This window comes from Micromonospora sp. RTGN7 (assembly GCF_033804645.1).
Lineage (GTDB): Bacteria > Actinomycetota > Actinomycetes > Mycobacteriales > Micromonosporaceae > Micromonospora.
In genome coordinates, this window is sequence record NZ_JAPZLF010000015.1 from 44286 (window position 1) to 60700 (window position 16415).

1 protein-coding gene (only partly in view) is annotated in these 16415 nt (G+C 74.3%); it reads left to right on the forward strand.

The window, feature by feature from the left end; genetic code table 11:
- The first annotated feature begins 26 nt into the window (after nt 1–26).
- On the forward strand, nt 27–16415 hold the 5' portion of the coding sequence (locus SNR22_RS21430) for a type I polyketide synthase (RefSeq protein ID WP_320068417.1). The gene runs 13638 nt beyond the window's last position; the window shows 16389 of its 30027 coding nt (coding positions 1–16389); the start codon lies at nt 27–29; the stop codon falls past the right edge of the window.

Here is a 16415-nt window from a genome sequence, read left to right on the forward strand (position 1 = left end):
CCCTTGCCCCACGTACGGAGTACATGATGTCCACGTCTGCAGATAAGGCCGTCGAGGCGCTTCGGGCCTCCCTCAAGGAGACCAGCCGGCTCAAGCAGCTCAACCAGCAGCTGGCAGCCGCCGCCCGGGAGCCGATCGCCATCGTGGCGATGTCCTGCCGTTACCCCGGCGGGGCGTCCACCCCCGACCAGCTCTGGGACCTGGTCGCCGCGGGCGGTGACGCGGTCGGCGCCTTCCCCACCGATCGGGGCTGGGACCTGGACAACCTGTACGACCCGGAGGCCGGCCGGACCGGCCGCTCCACCACCGACCAGGGCGGCTTCCTGCCCGACGCGGCCGACTTCGACGCCGAGTTCTTCGGCGTCAACCCCCGCGAGGCGCTGGCCATGGACCCGCAGCAGCGACTGCTGCTGGAGACGTCGTGGGAGACGTTCGAGACCGCCGGCATCGCCCCGTCGTCGGTGCGCGGGCAGAAGGTCGGCGTCTTCGTCGGCACCGCCTCCAACGGCTACGGAGTCGGCCAGGACGGCACCGCGGACGGCACCGACGAGGGCTACCTGCTCACCGGCACCGCCAGCAGCGTCGTCTCCGGCCGGATCGCGTACGTGCTCGGGCTGGAGGGGCCAGCGGTGACCGTCGACACCGCCTGCTCGTCGTCGCTGGTCGCGCTGCACCTCGCCTGCCAGGCGCTGCGCCAGGGCGAGTTCGACCTGGCCCTGGCCGGTGGCGTGACCGTGATGGCCACGCCCAGCGCGTTCGTTGGCTTCTCCCGGCAGCGCGGCCTCGCCTCCGACGGCCGGTGCAAGGCCTTCGCCGCCGCCGCCGACGGCACCGGCTGGGCCGAGGGCGTCGGCCTGCTGCTCGTCGAGCGGCTCTCCGACGCCCAGCGCAACGGCCACCGGGTCCTCGCCGTGATCCGGGGCTCCGCGATCAACCAGGACGGCGCCTCCAACGGCCTGACCGCCCCGAACGGCCCGTCGCAGCAGCGGGTGATCCGGCAGGCGCTGAGCAACGCCCGGCTGGCCCCCGCCGACGTGGACGCCGTCGAGGCGCACGGCACCGGCACCACCCTCGGCGACCCGATCGAGGCACAGGCCCTGCTCGCCACGTACGGGCGGGAACGCGACGGGCGCGACCCGCTCTGGCTCGGATCGATCAAGTCGAACATCGGGCACAGCCAGTCCGCCGCCGGCATCGCCGGCATCATCAAGATGGTCATGGCGATGCGGCACGGCCTGCTGCCGGCCACCCTGCACGTCGACGCCCCGTCGGAGCACATCGACTGGTCCGCCGGGGCGGTCTGTCTGCTCACCGAGGCCCGCCCCTGGCCGGAGGTGGACCGGCCGCGCCGGGCCGCCGTGTCCTCGTTCGGCATGAGCGGCACCAACGCCCACATCATCCTCGAGCAGGCCGCCCCCGCGCCCGACCCGGCCGCCGCGCCGCAGGACCAGCCCGCCCTGCTCAGCACGCCCGCGACCGTGTGGGCGCTGTCGGCCCGCTCCACGGCGGCCCTGCGCGAGCAGGCCGCCCGGCTGGCCCGCCACGTGCGCGCCCACGACGAACTCGACCCGGCCCGGCTGGCCTGGTCGCTGGCCACCACCCGGTCGGTGTTCGAGCACCGGGCCGCCGTCGTGGCCACCGAACCCGCGCAGCTGCTCGCCGGCCTGGACGCCCTCGCCGCCAGCGCACCGGCCGGCACCGTCGTCACCGGCGTGGCCGGCGAGCCCGGCGAGGGCCCCGTCTGGGTCTTCCCCGGCCAGGGCGCCCAGTACGTGACGATGGCCGCCGAGCTGATCGGCGCCTGCCCGGTCTTCGACTCCGCCCTCGCCGAGTGCCAGGCCGAGTTCGACAAGTGGCTCGACCTCGACGTGGTCGCCGTCCTCACCGGCGCCGACGACTCCTGGCTGCGGCGCACCGAGATCGTCCAGCCGGCCCTGTTCGCCGTCGGGGTGGGCCTGGCCCGGCTGTGGCGGCACGCCGGCGTGACCCCGCGCGCGGTCATCGGCCACTCCCAGGGCGAGATCGTCGCCGCCCACGTCGCCGGGGTGCTCACCCTGGCCGACGCCGTGCGGACCATGGCGCTGCGGGCCCTCGCCCTCACCGACATCGCCGGCACCGGGGCGATGGCCGCGATCGACCTGCCCGCCGACGTGGTCGCCGCCCGGCTCCCCGACGGGGTGAGCGTCTCCGTCGTCAACGCCCCCCGCATCACCGTCGTCTCCGGGCCGTCGCAGCCCGTCGCCGACCTCGTCGCCGCCTGCGTCGCCGAGGGCGTCCGGGCCCGCATCATGGAGGTCGACTACCCGTCGCACTCCCCGCACGTGCGACCCGTCACCGACCGGTTCCGCACCGAACTGGCCGGCGTGGCCCCCCGCGAAGGGGACGTGCGGATCGTCTCCACGGTCACCGGCACCTGGATCGACGGTGTCGACATGGACGCCGACTACTGGGCCGACAACCTGCTGCGACCGGTGCTGTTCGACACGGCCGTGCGGACCGCCATCGACGCCGGACACACCGACTTCGTCGAGGTGTCCCCGCACCCGGTGCTGAACATGCCGCTGACCGCCATCCTCGACGATGCCGGCGTCGCCGGCCGGGCGCTGGCCACCCTGCGCCGGGGCGAGGACGCGACGGTGCGGCTGCTGACCAGCCTCGCCGCCGCCCACGCCCACGGCCTGCCGGTGGACCCCCGTCGGATCCTCGTCCCCGCGCCGGTCCTCACCGATCTGCCCACCTACGCCTTCCAGCGCCGGCGCTACTGGCCCGAGCGGACGGCCACCGTCGCCGGGCCGGTCAGCCCCGACGTGCTCGACGTGGAGTTCTGGTCGGCGGTGGAGCGCTCCGACGTGGCCGCGCTCGCCGCCCAGCTCGACAGCGCGCCGGCCGACCTGGAGGTGCTCGCCCCGGCGCTGCCGGTGCTGTCGTCCTGGCGGCGGGCCCGGTTGCAGCGGGCGGTCCTCGACGGCTGGTCCTACCGGGTGGTGTGGAAGCCCGCACCGTCGCCCGCCGGGCCGACCCTTCACGGCGACCTGCTCGTGGTGCACCCCGCGAGCGATGCCCGAGTCGACGGCTGGGTGGACCAGCTCGCCGCCGCTCTCGGCACTCCGGTGCGTCGGCTCGCCGTCGACCCGGCCCGGGTCACCCGGGAGGAGCTGGCCGAGGCGCTGGCCGGGCACTCCGACGCCCCGCCGGCTGCCGTGGTCTCCCTGCTCGGCCTCGCCGAGGCGCAGTACCCCGGCCACCCCGGCATCCCCACCGGGCTGGTCGCCACCATCCGCCTCGGGCAGGCCGCGCAGGACGCCGACCTGCCCGCCCCGCTGTGGTGCGTCACCGTCGGCGGCGTCGGCACCGGCGCGGGCGAGCCGGTCGCCAGCGCCGCCCAGCACGCCCTGTGGGGAATGGCCCGGGTGATCGGCCTGGAGCACCCGCAGCGCTGGGGCGGCCTGGTCGACCTGCCCGCCGAGCCCGCCGCGGCGAGCTGGGCCGAGGTCGCCCGCATCGTCACCGGCGGCGGCGACGAGGACCAGTTCGCCGTCCGCACCTTCGGCACCTTCGTCCGCCGGCTCGCCCGCGCCACCGCCGGCGCCGCCCGGCAGGTCACCCCGTGGCAGCCGCGCGGCACCGTCCTGGTCACCGGCGGCACCGGCGCGATCGGCGCGCAGGCTGCCCGCTGGCTGGCCGCCAACGGCGCCGAGCACCTGGTGCTCACCAGCCGCCGCGGCCTCGACGCCGCCGGGGCCCGCGAGCTGGCCGACGAGCTGACCGCCACCGGCGTACGGGTCAGCGTCGTCGCCTGCGACATGGCCGACCGCGACCAGGTGACCGCGCTGGTCGCCGGGCTGGACGAGGTCGCCCCGCTCACCGCCGTGCTGCACGCCGCCGGCATCACCCAGCTCACCGCCCTTGTCGACACCGACCTCGACGTCCTCGACCACGTGATGGCCGGCAAGGTCGCCGGGGCGCTGCACCTCGACGAGCTGCTCGGCGACCGGGAACTCGACGCGTTCGTCACCTTCGCCTCGATCTCCGGCGTGTGGGGCAGCGGCGGCCAGGCCGCGTACGCGGCGGCGAACGCGTACCTCGACGCGCTCGCCGAGCAGCGCCGCGCCCGGGGGCTCACCGCCACCTCCATCTCCTGGGGTGCCTGGGCCGAGGGCGGCATGGCCACCACCGAGGAGGCCCAACGGCTGCTCAGCCGCCGTGGCCTCAACCCGATGCAGCCGGCCGCCGCGCTGCTCGCCCTGCGCCGCGCCGTCGAACACGGCGAGACCAACCTGATCGTCGCCGATGTCGCCTGGGAGCACTTCGCCCCCGCGTACGCCTCGGCCCGGCCGCGCCCGCTGCTCGACGACATCGCCGAGGCCCGGGAGGCGCTCGCCGCCCACCCCGCCGACGGCGCCACCGACCAGGCCACCGGGCTGCGCCAGCAACTCGCCGCGCTCACCCGCGCCGAACAGGACCGGCACCTCACCGACCTGATCCGCGACCACGCCGCCGCCGTCCTCGGCCACGCCGGCACCGACGCGGTCCCGCCGAAGCGGGCGTTCAAGGAGCTGGGCTTCGACTCGCTCACCGCCGTGGAGCTGCGCAACCAGCTCACCGGCGCGAGCGGGCTGGCCCTGCCCACCACCCTGATCTTCGACTACCCCAACCCGGCCGCGCTGGCCGGGCACCTGGCGTCCCTGCTGCGGCTGCACGAGGCGGAGCCGGCCCCCGTCGTTGGGGCGGGCCCGGCCGTCGCCGACGAGCCGATCGCCATCGTCGGGATGAGCTGCCGCTACCCGGGCGGGGTCAGCGACCCCGACGGGCTGTGGGACCTCGTTGCCGCCGGCCGCGACGGCATCACCGAGTTCCGCACCGACCGGCACTGGGACCTGGACCGGCTGTTGTCCGCCGACGACAGTGCGGCCGGTCGCTCGTACACCCGGCACGGCGGGTTCATCGACCGGGCCGCCGACTTCGACCCGGTCTTCTTCGGCATCAGCCCCCGCGAGGCGCTGGCCATGGACCCGCAGCAGCGGCTGCTGCTGGAGGGCAGCTGGGAGGCGTTCGAGCAGGCCGGCGTCAACCCCGACGCGCTGCACGGCACCGCAACCGGGGTGTTCGTCGGCGCGTCCCCGTCCGGCTACGGCGCCGGCGACGAGACCCCCGACCTGGATGGCTACCGGCTCACCGGCGGGGCGCACAGCGTCATCTCCGGCCGGGTCGCGTACACGTTCGGCCTGGAGGGGCCGGCCGTCACGGTGGACACCGCCTGCTCGTCGTCGCTGGTCGCGCTGCACCTCGCCGTGCAGTCGCTGCGGCAGGGCGAGTGCGACCTCGCCGTCGCCGCCGGCGTGAACGTGATGGTCACCCCCGGCGCGTTCGTCGAGTTCAGCCGGCAGGGCGGGCTGGCCGCCGACGGCCGCTGCCGGTCCTTCGCCGCCGCCGCCGACGGCACCGGCTGGGGCGAGGGCGTCGGGGTGCTGCTGGTCGAGCGGCTCTCCGACGCGCAGCGCCGGGGCCACCGCGTCCTCGCCGTGGTGAGCGGCACCGCCGTGAACTCCGACGGCGCGTCCAACGGGCTGACCGCCCCGAACGGGCCCTCGCAGCAGCGGGTGATCCGCCAGGCCCTCGCCAACGCCGGACTCACCACCGCCGACGTCGACCTCGTCGAGGCGCACGGCACCGCCACCACGCTGGGCGACCCGATCGAGGCGCAGGCGTTGCTGGCGACGTACGGGCAGGACCGCCCGGCCGGCCGGCCGCTCTGGCTCGGCTCGATCAAGTCGAACATCGGCCACACCCAGGCCGCCGCCGGCGTCGCCGGGGTGATCAAGATGGTGCAGGCGATGCGGCACGGGACGATGCCGCGCACCCTGCACGTGGACGAGCCCACCCCGCACGTCGACTGGTCGGCGGGTGCCGTGGAGCTGCTCACCGAGGCCCGGCAGTGGCCGGAGACCGGCCGGCCGCGCCGCGCCGCGGTCTCCTCGTTCGGGGTCAGCGGCACCAACGCCCACATCATCATCGAGCAGCCCCCGGCCGAGGTGATCTCCGGTGAGGTGGTCGAGCCCGCCGCGCCGCCGCTGGTGCCGGTGCTGCTCTCCGCCCGGGGCGAGGGCGGCCTGATTCGGCAGGCCCGCCGCTGGGCCGAGCGGTTCGGACAGCCGGGGCACCCCGGCACCCTCGACGTGCCCGGCGCGGGCGACCCGCCCCGGCTGGTCGACGCCGGCTGGACGTCGCTGACCGCCCGCGCCGCCCTCGAACACCGGGCGGTGCTGCTCGTCGCCGACCACGCCGGGCTGACCGCCGGCCTGGCCGCCCTCGCCGCCGACGAACCCACCGACGCCGTGGTCACCGGCCGCGCCACCGACCGGGGACCGATCGCCCTGCTCTTCTCCGGTCAGGGTGCGCAGCGTGCCGGCATGGGTCGGGAGTTGTACGGGGTGTTCCCGGTGTTCGCGTCGGCGCTGGACGAGGTGTGCGCGGTGTTGGATCCGTTGCTGCCCCGCCCGTTGCGGGAGGTGCTTTTCGCGGCGGAGGGTTCTTCGGAAGCGGGGTTGTTGGACCAGACCCTGTTCACGCAGGCGGGGTTGTTCGCGGTTGAGGTGGCGTTGTTCCGCCTGGTGGAGTCGTTCGGTGTGGTGCCGGACTTCGTGGGTGGGCATTCGGTTGGTGAGATCACCGCCGTGCACGTGGCCGGTGTGTTCTCCCTGGCGGATGCGTGCTGCTTGGTGGCGGCGCGGGGTCGGTTGATGCAGGCGTTGCCGGCCGGCGGCGGGATGCTGGCGGTGAACGCGTCCGAGGCGGAGGTGGTGGAGTCTCTCGCTGGGCTGACTGATCGGGTCGGGATCGCGGCGGTGAACGGGCCGAACGCGGTGGTCGTGTCGGGTGCGGTGGACGCCTTGGACGAGGTCGAGCGGGTGTGGCGGGAGCGGGGTGTGCGGACTCGTCGGTTGGCGGTGTCCCATGCGTTCCATAGTCCGTTGATGGAGCCGATGTTGGCGGAGTTCCGCACGGTCCTTGACGGGTTGACGTTCGCCGCGCCGTTGGTGCCGGTGGTGTCGAACCTGACCGGGGCGTTGGCGGATCCGAAGGAGATCACCTCCGCTGATTACTGGGTGCGGCATGTTCGGGAGGCGGTGCGTTTCGCCGACGGGGTGACCGCGCTGCGCGCAGCAGGGGTGGACACCTTCCTGGAGATCGGGCCCGGCGCGGTACTCACCGCCCTGGTCCGCGAGACGCTGACCGGCGACTCCGACACCGTCCTCGCCGTGCCGGCCCAGCGCCGGGACCGCCCCGAACCCCGCGCCCTGCTCACCGGCCTCGCCGAGCTCTTCGCCGCCGGCCGCACCGTCGACTGGGCCCCGATCTTCGCCGACGCGGCACCCACCCGGGTCGCCCTGCCCACGTACGCCTTCGCCGAGGAGCGGTTCTGGCTGCGGCCCGCCGGCCGGGCCTGGGACGTCTCCGGCGCGGGCCTCGGCGCGGCCGGGCACCCGCTGCTCGCCGCCGCCGTCCGGCTCGCCGGCGAGGACGCCGCCGTGCTCACCGGCCGGCTCTCCGTCTCCACCCAGCCCTGGCTGGCCGACCACGTGGTGGCCGGCGCAGTGGTCGTCCCCGGTACGGCGCTGGTCGAGCTGGCGTTGCGGGCCGGCGACGAGTTCGGCCCCTGCCGGGTGCGCGAACTGACCATCTCCGCCCCGCTGGTGCTCCCCGAGACCGGCGGCATCCGGGTCCAGGTCCGGGTCGGCCCCCGCGACGGCGTCGGCTGGCGGACCGTGACCGTGCACTCCCAGCCCGACCACGACCCCGACGGCGACTGGGTGCGACACGCCGAGGGCATCCTCACCGCCGTCGACGCCGCCGCCGACACCGGCCTCGGCGCGTGGCCACCGGCGCACGCCGTCGAGGTCGACCTCACCGGCTGGTACGACACCCTCGCCGGCCACGGTATGACCTACGGGCCGATGTTCCGGGGCTTCCGGCGGGCCTGGACGGCCGGCGACGACACCGTCTACGCCGACGTGGCGCTCCCCACCACCCCCGACGGGCACACCGGCTTCGGCGTGCACCCCGCGCTCCTCGACGCTGCCCTGCACCCCACCGCCCTGCTGCTGGCCGACGGGACCAGCGGCCCCCGGGCGCCCTTCGCCTTCGAGGGCGTCCAGGTCCACGCCGTCGGCGCGGAAACCCTGCGGGTCCGGCTGACCCGCGCCGGCGCGGCCGTGCGGCTGCTCGCCGTGGACGACACCGACCGCCCGGTCGTCTCGATCGACTCCCTCGTGCTGCGCGAGATGACCACCGTCGACCCGTCGGCGGCCACCCTCGCCGCCCGGTCGCTGTTCCGGGTCGCCTGGCAGGCCGAGCCGCTCGCCCCCACCGACCTGCCCCGGTACGCCCTGCTGGGTGCGCCCGCGCTGCCCGGCGCCCAGGCGTACCCGGGGGTCGCGGAGTTGCTCGCCGCCGGCGACGTACCCCGGTTGGTTCTGCTGGTTGTGCCCGCGACGCCGATCGGCCTGCCGGCGGAGGAGCTGCCGGCGGCGGTCCGGGAGATCACCGCCGGCGTGCTCGCCTCGGTGCAGGCGTGGCTGGCCGCCGACGAGCTGACCGACGCCCGCCTCGCGGTGGTCACCCACCGCGCGGTGCAGGCCGGCGACGGCGACCCGGCCGGGGACCTGGCCGGCGCGGCCGTGTGGGGCCTGGTGCGCTCCGCCCAGTCCGAGCACCCCGGCCGGATCGTCCTGGCCGACCTGGACCGGGACCTCGACGGACCGGCCGTCGCGCTGCTCGCCGCCGCCGCCGACGACCCGGCCGCGGCGCAGCTCGCGGTCCGTGGCGACGCGGCCCGCACCCCCCGGCTGGTACGCGCCGACGCCCCGCCCGCGACCGCCCCGAGTCTTCGCGGCGGCACCGTCCTGGTCACCGGCGGCACCGGTGCCCTCGGCGCGCTGCTCGCCCGGCACCTCGTCACCGAGCGGGGCGTGGACTCCCTCGCCCTGGTCAGCCGGCGCGGCCCCGACGCCGACGGCGCGGCCGAGCTGGCCGACGAGCTGACCGGCCTCGGTGCCCGGGTCCGGGTGCTCGCCTGCGACGTCACCGACCGGGACGCCGTGCGCGCCCTCGTCGGGCGGCTCACCGACGGCGACCGGCTCGCCGGGGTGGTGCACACCGCCGGTGTCCTCGACGACGCCGTGGTCACCGGCATCGACCCGGACCGGCTGGCCCGGGTCCTCGCCCCGAAGGTCGATGCCGGCTGGTGGCTGCACGAGGCCACCGCCGAGCTGGACCTCGACCTGTTCGTGGTCTTCTCATCCATCGCCGGGGTGCTCGGCTCCCCGGGCCAGGGCGCGTACGCGGCGGCCAACAGCTTCCTCGACGCCCTCGCCGGCCACCGCCGGGACGCCGGACTGCCCGGCCACTCCCTGGCCTGGGGCATGTGGGACACCGACGGCATGGCCGCCACCCTCAGTGCCACCGACCGGTCCCGGGTCACCCGTTCCGGCCTCGGCCTGATCACCGGGCCGGTCGGCGTCGCGCTCTTCGACGCGGCCGTCGCCACCGACACCCCCGCCCTCGTACCCGCCGTCGTCGACGTGCCGGCCCTGCGCGCGGCGGCCACCGCCGCCGGCGTACCGCCGATGTTGCGCGCCCTGGTCGGAACGGTGACCACCCGGCGGCAGGCCGGCGGCGGCGCGGCCGGCGGCTGGGCGCAGCGCCTCGCCGCGCTCGCCCCCGACGAGGCCCGCGCGCAGGTCGGCCTGTTGGTGCGGGGCCTGGTGGCGCAGGTGTTGGGGCATGGTGGTGCGGAGTCGGTGCCGGCCGATCGGGCGTTCCGGGAGTTGGGCTTCGACTCGTTGACGGCGGTGGATCTGCGTAATCGGGTCAATGCGGTGACCGGGTTGCGGTTGGCCTCCACGCTGGTCTTCGACTACCCGACGCCGGCCGCCCTCGCGGTGCACGTGCACGAGCGGCTCACCGGAGAGACCGACGCCCGGGCCGACGCGGTCGCCGCCGTCGGCGTCGACGAGCCGATCGCGATCGTCGGCATGGCCTGCCGCTACCCGGGCGGGGTGTCCAGCCCCGAGCAACTCTGGGAGCTGCTGGCCGCCGGGGCCGACGGCATCGGTGAGTTCCCCACCGACCGGGGCTGGGACCTCGACGGGCTCTTCCACCCCGACCCCGACCACCCCGGCACCTCGTACGCCCGGCACGGCGGGTTCCTGCGCGGGGCGGCCGAGTTCGACCCCGCGTTCTTCGGGATCTCACCCCGGGAGGCGGTCGCCATGGACCCGCAGCAGCGGCTGCTGCTGGAGGCGTCCTGGGAGACGTTCGAGTCCGCCGGGCTCGACCCGGCGCGGGTGCGGGGCAGCCGCACCGGCGTCTTCGCCGGCCTGATGTACCACGACTACGCCTCGCAGGTGCAGGAGTTGCCGGAGGGGCTGGAGGGCTACATCGGCACCGGCAACTCCGGCAGCGTGGTCTCCGGTCGGGTGGCGTACACGTTCGGTCTGGAGGGGCCGGCCCTCACCGTGGACACGGCCTGCTCGTCGTCGTTGGTGGCGTTGCACCTGGCGGTGCAGGCGCTGCGCAGCGGTGAGTGTGATCTGGCGCTGGCCGGTGGGGTGACGGTGATGGCGACGCCGGGCACGTTCGTCGAGTTCTCCCGCCAGCGTGGTCTCGCCGCCGACGGGCGGTGCAAGTCCTTCGCCGCCTCGGCGGACGGGACGGGCTGGTCCGAGGGCGTGGGCGTGCTCCTGGTGCAGCGACTCTCCGACGCCCGGCGGGACGGCCGGCGCATCCTCGCCGTGGTGCGGGGCACCGCCGTCAACCAGGACGGTGCGTCCAACGGGCTGACTGCCCCGAACGGGCCGTCGCAGCAGCGGGTGATCCGGCAGGCGCTGGCCAACGCGCGGCTGAGCACGGGCGACGTGGACGCGGTCGAGGCGCATGGCACGGGCACCACACTGGGCGACCCGATCGAGGCGCAGGCGTTGCTGGCGACGTACGGGCAGGACCGCCCGGCCGACCGCCCGCTCTGGCTCGGCTCGATCAAGTCCAACATCGGGCACACCCAGGCGGCGGCCGGGGTGGCCGGCATCATCAAGATGATCATGGCGATGCGGTACGGGACGATGCCGCGCACCCTGCACGTGGACGAGCCGTCCCCGCACGTCGACTGGTCGGCGGGTGCCGTGGAGCTGCTCACCGAGGCTCGGCAGTGGCCGGAGACCGGCCGGCCGCGCCGCGCCGCGGTCTCCTCGTTCGGGGTCAGCGGCACCAACGCCCACATCATCATTGAGCAGCCGCCCGCCGAGGCCCGGCAGCCCCGGGCCGGCGACGGGCCCGAGCCGGCCCTGCCGGCAGCGGTGCTGCTCTCCGCGCGCTCGGACGTGGCCCTGGCCGCGCAGGCGGACCGCTGGGCCCGCTGGCTCGCCGCCGACCAGACCCCGCGCCCCGTCGACGTGGGCTGGTCGTCCATGGTCGGCCGGGCAGCCCTGGAACACCGCGCCGTGGTCGCCGCAGCGGACCCCGACGAACTGCTGGCCGGGCTACGCGCCCTTGCCGGCGGCGAGCCGGCCGGCGGGGTGGTCACCGGCCTGGCATCGACGCGTGGCCCGCTCGCCCTACTCTTCTCCGGTCAGGGCGCGCAGCGCGCCGGCATGGGCCGGGAGCTGTACGGGGTGTACCCGGTCTTCGCGTCGGCGTTGGACGAGGTCTGCGCGGTGTTGGACCCGCTGCTGCCCCGCCCGCTGCGCGAGGTGCTCTTCGCTTCGGAGGGCTCCTCGGAAGCGGAGTTGCTGGACCAGACCCTGTTCACGCAGGCGGGGTTGTTCGCGGTCGAGGTGGCGTTGTTCCGCCTGGTGGAGTCCTTCGGTGTGGTGCCGGACTTCGTGGGTGGGCATTCGGTCGGTGAGATCACCGCCGTGTATGTGGCCGGTGTGCTTTCCCTGGCCGATGCGTGCGCGTTGGTGGCGGCGCGGGGTCGGTTGATGCAGGCGTTGCCGGCCGGTGGCGGGATGTTGGCCGTGGCCGCGTCCGAGGCTTCCGTGGTGGAGTCCCTCACCGGCCTGACCGACCGGGTGGGGATCGCCGCCGTCAATGGGCCTTCCTCCGTGGTCGTCTCGGGTGCGGTCGACGTGCTGGACGAGGTGGAGGCCGGCTGGCGGGAGCGGGGCGCGCGCACCCGCCGGTTGGCGGTGTCCCATGCGTTCCACAGCCCGCTCATGGAGCCGATGCTGGCCGAGTTCCGCACGGTCCTCGACGGGTTGACGTTCGCCGCGCCGTTGGTGCCGGTGGTGTCGAACCTGACCGGGGCGCTGGCCGACCCACGAGAGATCACCTCCGCCGACTACTGGGTGCGGCACGTCCGGGAGGCCGTCCGGTACGCCGACGGCATCACCGCGTTGCGCGCCGCCGGGGTGGACACCTTCCTGGAGGTCGGCCCGCAGAGCGTGCTCACCGCCATGAACGCCGACCTGCTGACCGGCGACACCCTGGCGCTGGCCGTTCAGCGCCGGGACCGCTCCGCACCGCAGGGGCTGCTGGTCGCCCTGGCCGCCCTGCACGTCCACGGCGTCCCGGTGACCTGGCAGCAGTGGTACGCCGGCACGGACCCGCAGCGGATCGACCTGCCGACGTACGCCTTCCAGCACGACCGCTACTGGCTCGGGATCGGCCGGGCCCGGGCGGGCGGCGTGTCCGGCGCCGGTCTCGGCGACGCCGGACACCCGCTGCTCGGCGCGGCGCTAACCGTCGCGGGCGAAGACATGGTGGTGCTGACCGGCCGGTTGTCGGTGGCGACTCATCCGTGGTTGGCCGATCACGTGGTTTCCGGGGTGACGTTGGTTCCCGGTACGGCTCTGGTGGAGTTGGCGGTGCGGGCCGGGGACGAGGTGGGCGCGTCACGGGTGCGGGAGTTGACCGTGGCCGCGCCGTTGGTGCTGCCCGCCTCCGGCGGGGTGCGCGTCCAGGTGCGGGTCGGCGCGGCCGATGTGTCCGGCGTGCGGTCGGTGGCGGTGCACTCGCAGACCGAGGGTGACCCGGCGGCCGAGTGGGTTCGGCATGCGGATGGTGTGTTGGAGCCGTCGTCGTTGGTGGAGCCGGTGGTGGGGGGTGTGTGGCCGCCGGTGGGTGCGGTGGAGGTGGATTTGGGTGGTTGGTACGACGGGCTTGATGGGCGTGGTTTGTCGTATGGGCCGGTGTTCCGGGGTTTGCGTCGGGCATGGGCAGCTGATGGTGAGGTGTTCGCGGAGGTGGCGCTTCCGGAGGATGTGGTGGGGGAGGCTGCCGCGTTTGGGGTGCATCCGGCGTTGTTGGATGCGGCGTTGCATTCGGTGGGGTTGTTGTTGGCGGGTGAGTCCGGTGGTCCTCGGGTGCCGTTTGTGTTCGAGGGTGTGCAGGTGCATGCGTCGGGTGCTGCGGTGTTGCGGGTGTGGTTGTCGCGTGTGGGTTCTGGGGTGCGGTTGGTGGCGGTGGATTCGTCGGGTGTGCCGGTGGTGTCGGTGGATTCGTTGGTGTTGCGGGAGATGTCCGGGGTGGCTGCGGTGAGTCCGGCTGCCCGGTCGTTGTTCGAGGTGTCCTGGCTGGCGGAGGAGGTTTCCCCGGTTGGGCAGCTCGACGGTTGGGCGTTGTTGGTAGCACCGCCGGGGCAGCTCCCTAGTGCCGACGAGAGTGTTGGCGGGTCGTTGGTGGGGCCGGCGGGGCAGGTTCCTAGTGCCGCCGGTGGGTTGGCGTCGTATGTGGATGTGGTGGGGGTGGTGGAGGCGGTTGCGGCGGGTGCGGTGGCGCCGGTTGCGTTGGTGTTGCCGGTGTCCGCTGTTGCCTCCGGGGTGGTGGGGTCGTCCCCGTCGGTGGCTGGTGGGGCGGTGGTGGTGCCGGAGTTGGTGGGTGGGGTGGCGTCTGGTGTGTTGGCGGTGGTGCAGGCGTGGTTGGCGGCGGAGGTCCTTGCTGGTTCGCGGTTGGTGGTGGTGACTCGGGGTGCGGTGGCGGCTCGGGACGGTGATGTGGTGGCTGATCTGGCGGGTGCGGCGGTGTGGGGTTTGCTGCGGTCGGCGCAGTCGGAGCATCCGGGCCGGATCGTTCTCGCCGATGTGGACGGTGCCTTGGACGTGGCGACGCTGAGCCTGCTGGCCCCGGTGGCCGAGGACCCGCTGTTGACGGGCGGCCAGGTGGCTCTCCGTTCGGGTGGGGTGTTCGTGCCGCGTTTGGTGCGGGCGTCTGTGCCGGTGGTGTCGGAGTCGCCGGTGGTGGTGGGTGAGGGTTCGGTGTTGGTGACCGGTGGTACGGGTGCGTTGGGTGCGTTGGTGGCGGAGCACCTGGTGGTGGCGTATGGGGTGCGGTCGTTGGTGTTGGTGTCCCGGCGGGGCGTGGACGCTCCGGGCGCGGCGGAGTTGGTGCAGCGGCTGGCCGGCCTGGGCGCGTCGGCGCGGGTGGCGGCGTGCGACGTCACCGACCGGGAGCAGGTCGACGCGTTGGTTGCCGAGGTGACTGCGGCGGGCCGGTTGGCGGGTGTGGTGCACACGGCGGGTGTGCTCGACGACGGGATGATCGAGGGGCTCACCGCCGAGCGGTTGGCGGGTGTGTTGGCGCCGAAGGTGTCGGCGGGTTGGTTGTTGCATGAGGCGACGGCGGGGCTCGACCTGGGTTTGTTCGTGGTGTTTTCGTCGGTGGCGGGGGTGTTGGGTTCCCCGGGCCAGTCGGCGTATGCGGCGGGTAATGCGTTCTTGGATGCGTTGGCGGTATATCGGCGGCAGGTGGGGTTGCCGGCGGTCAGTCTCGCCTGGGGCATGTGGGACACCGACGGGATGGCGGCGTCCCTCGGTGAGGCCGAGCGGTCTCGGTCGGTGCGGTCGGGTCTTGCGCCGATGAGTGTCGGGGTCGGGTTGGAGTTGTTCGACGCTGCTCTGGCGGCGGGACGGCCCGTGTTGGTGCCGGCGATGATCGACGCGCCGGCCATGCGGGCGGCGCTCCCGGTCGGCGCGCAGGTGCCGGCGGTGCTGCGAACCCTGGTCGGCACGACGGTCGCCCGGCGGCAGGCCGGACAGGGCGGCGACTGGGCCGACCAACTGGCGGGCCTGGCGCCCGACGAGGGCCGTGCGCGGGTCGGTCTGTTGGTGCGGGGTCTGGTGGCGCAGGTGTTGGGGCATGGTGGTGCGGAGTCGGTGCCGGCGGATCGGGCGTTCCGGGAGTTGGGTTTTGATTCGTTGACGGCGGTGGATTTGCGTAATCGGGTTAATGCGGTGACTGGTTTGCGGTTGGCTTCGACGTTGGTTTTTGATTATCCGAGTCCGGTGGTGTTGGCGGGGCATCTTTATGAGTTGGTCTCCGGTCAGCTCACCGCCCGTCGTTCGGTGGTGCGGACTGCTGGCACCGATGAGCCGATCGCGATCGTCGGGATGGCCTGCCGCTACCCGGGCGGGGTCGACAGTCCGGAGCAGTTGTGGGAACTGCTCGCCGCCGGCGGGGACGGCATCGGCGAGTTCCCGACCGACCGGGGCTGGGACCTCGACGGCCTCTTCGACCCGGACCCGGACCGCAGCGGAACGTCGTACACCCGGCACGGCGGGTTCCTGCCCGGTGCCGCCGAGTTCGACCCGGGGTTCTTCGGGATCTCCCCGCGCGAGGCGATCGCGATGGACCCGCAGCAGCGGCTGCTGCTGGAGGCGTCCTGGGAGACCTTCGAGTCGGCAGGCCTGGACCCGGACCGGTTGCGGGGCAGCCGCACCGGCGTCTTCGCCGGCGTGATGTACCACGACTACGCCTCCAGGCTGGCCGACCTGCCGCCGGACACCGAGGGCTACGTCGGCACCGGCAACTCGGGCAGTGTGCTCTCGGGTCGGGTGGCGTACACGTTTGGTTTGGAGGGGCCGGCGGTGACGGTGGACACGGCGTGTTCGTCGTCGTTGGTGGCGTTGCATTTGGCGGCGCAGGCGTTGCGTTCGGGTGAGTGTGATCTGGCGTTGGCCGGTGGTGTGACGGTGATGGCGACGCCGGGGACGTTTGTGGAGTTCTCTCGGCAGCGGGGTCTGTCGCAGGATGGGCGGTGTAAGTCGTTCGCCGCGTCGGCGGACGGCACGGGCTGGTCCGAGGGCGTCGGCATGCTCCTGGTGCAGCGCCTCTCCGACGCCCGCCGGGAGGGCCGGCGGATCTACGCCGTCGTGCGCGGCTCGGCCGTCAACTCCGACGGCGCGTCGAACGGGCTGACCGCCCCGAACGGTCCGTCGCAGCAGCGCGTCATCCGGCAGGCCCTCGCCTCGGCCCGGTTGTCGATCCTGGACGTGGACGTCGTCGAGGCGCACGGCACTGGCACCACGCTGGGCGATCCGATCGAGGCGCAGGCGTTGCTGGCGACGTATGGGCAGGACCGGCCGGCTGATCGCCCGCTCTGGTTGGGGTCGGTCAAGTCGAACCTTGGGCACACCCAGGCG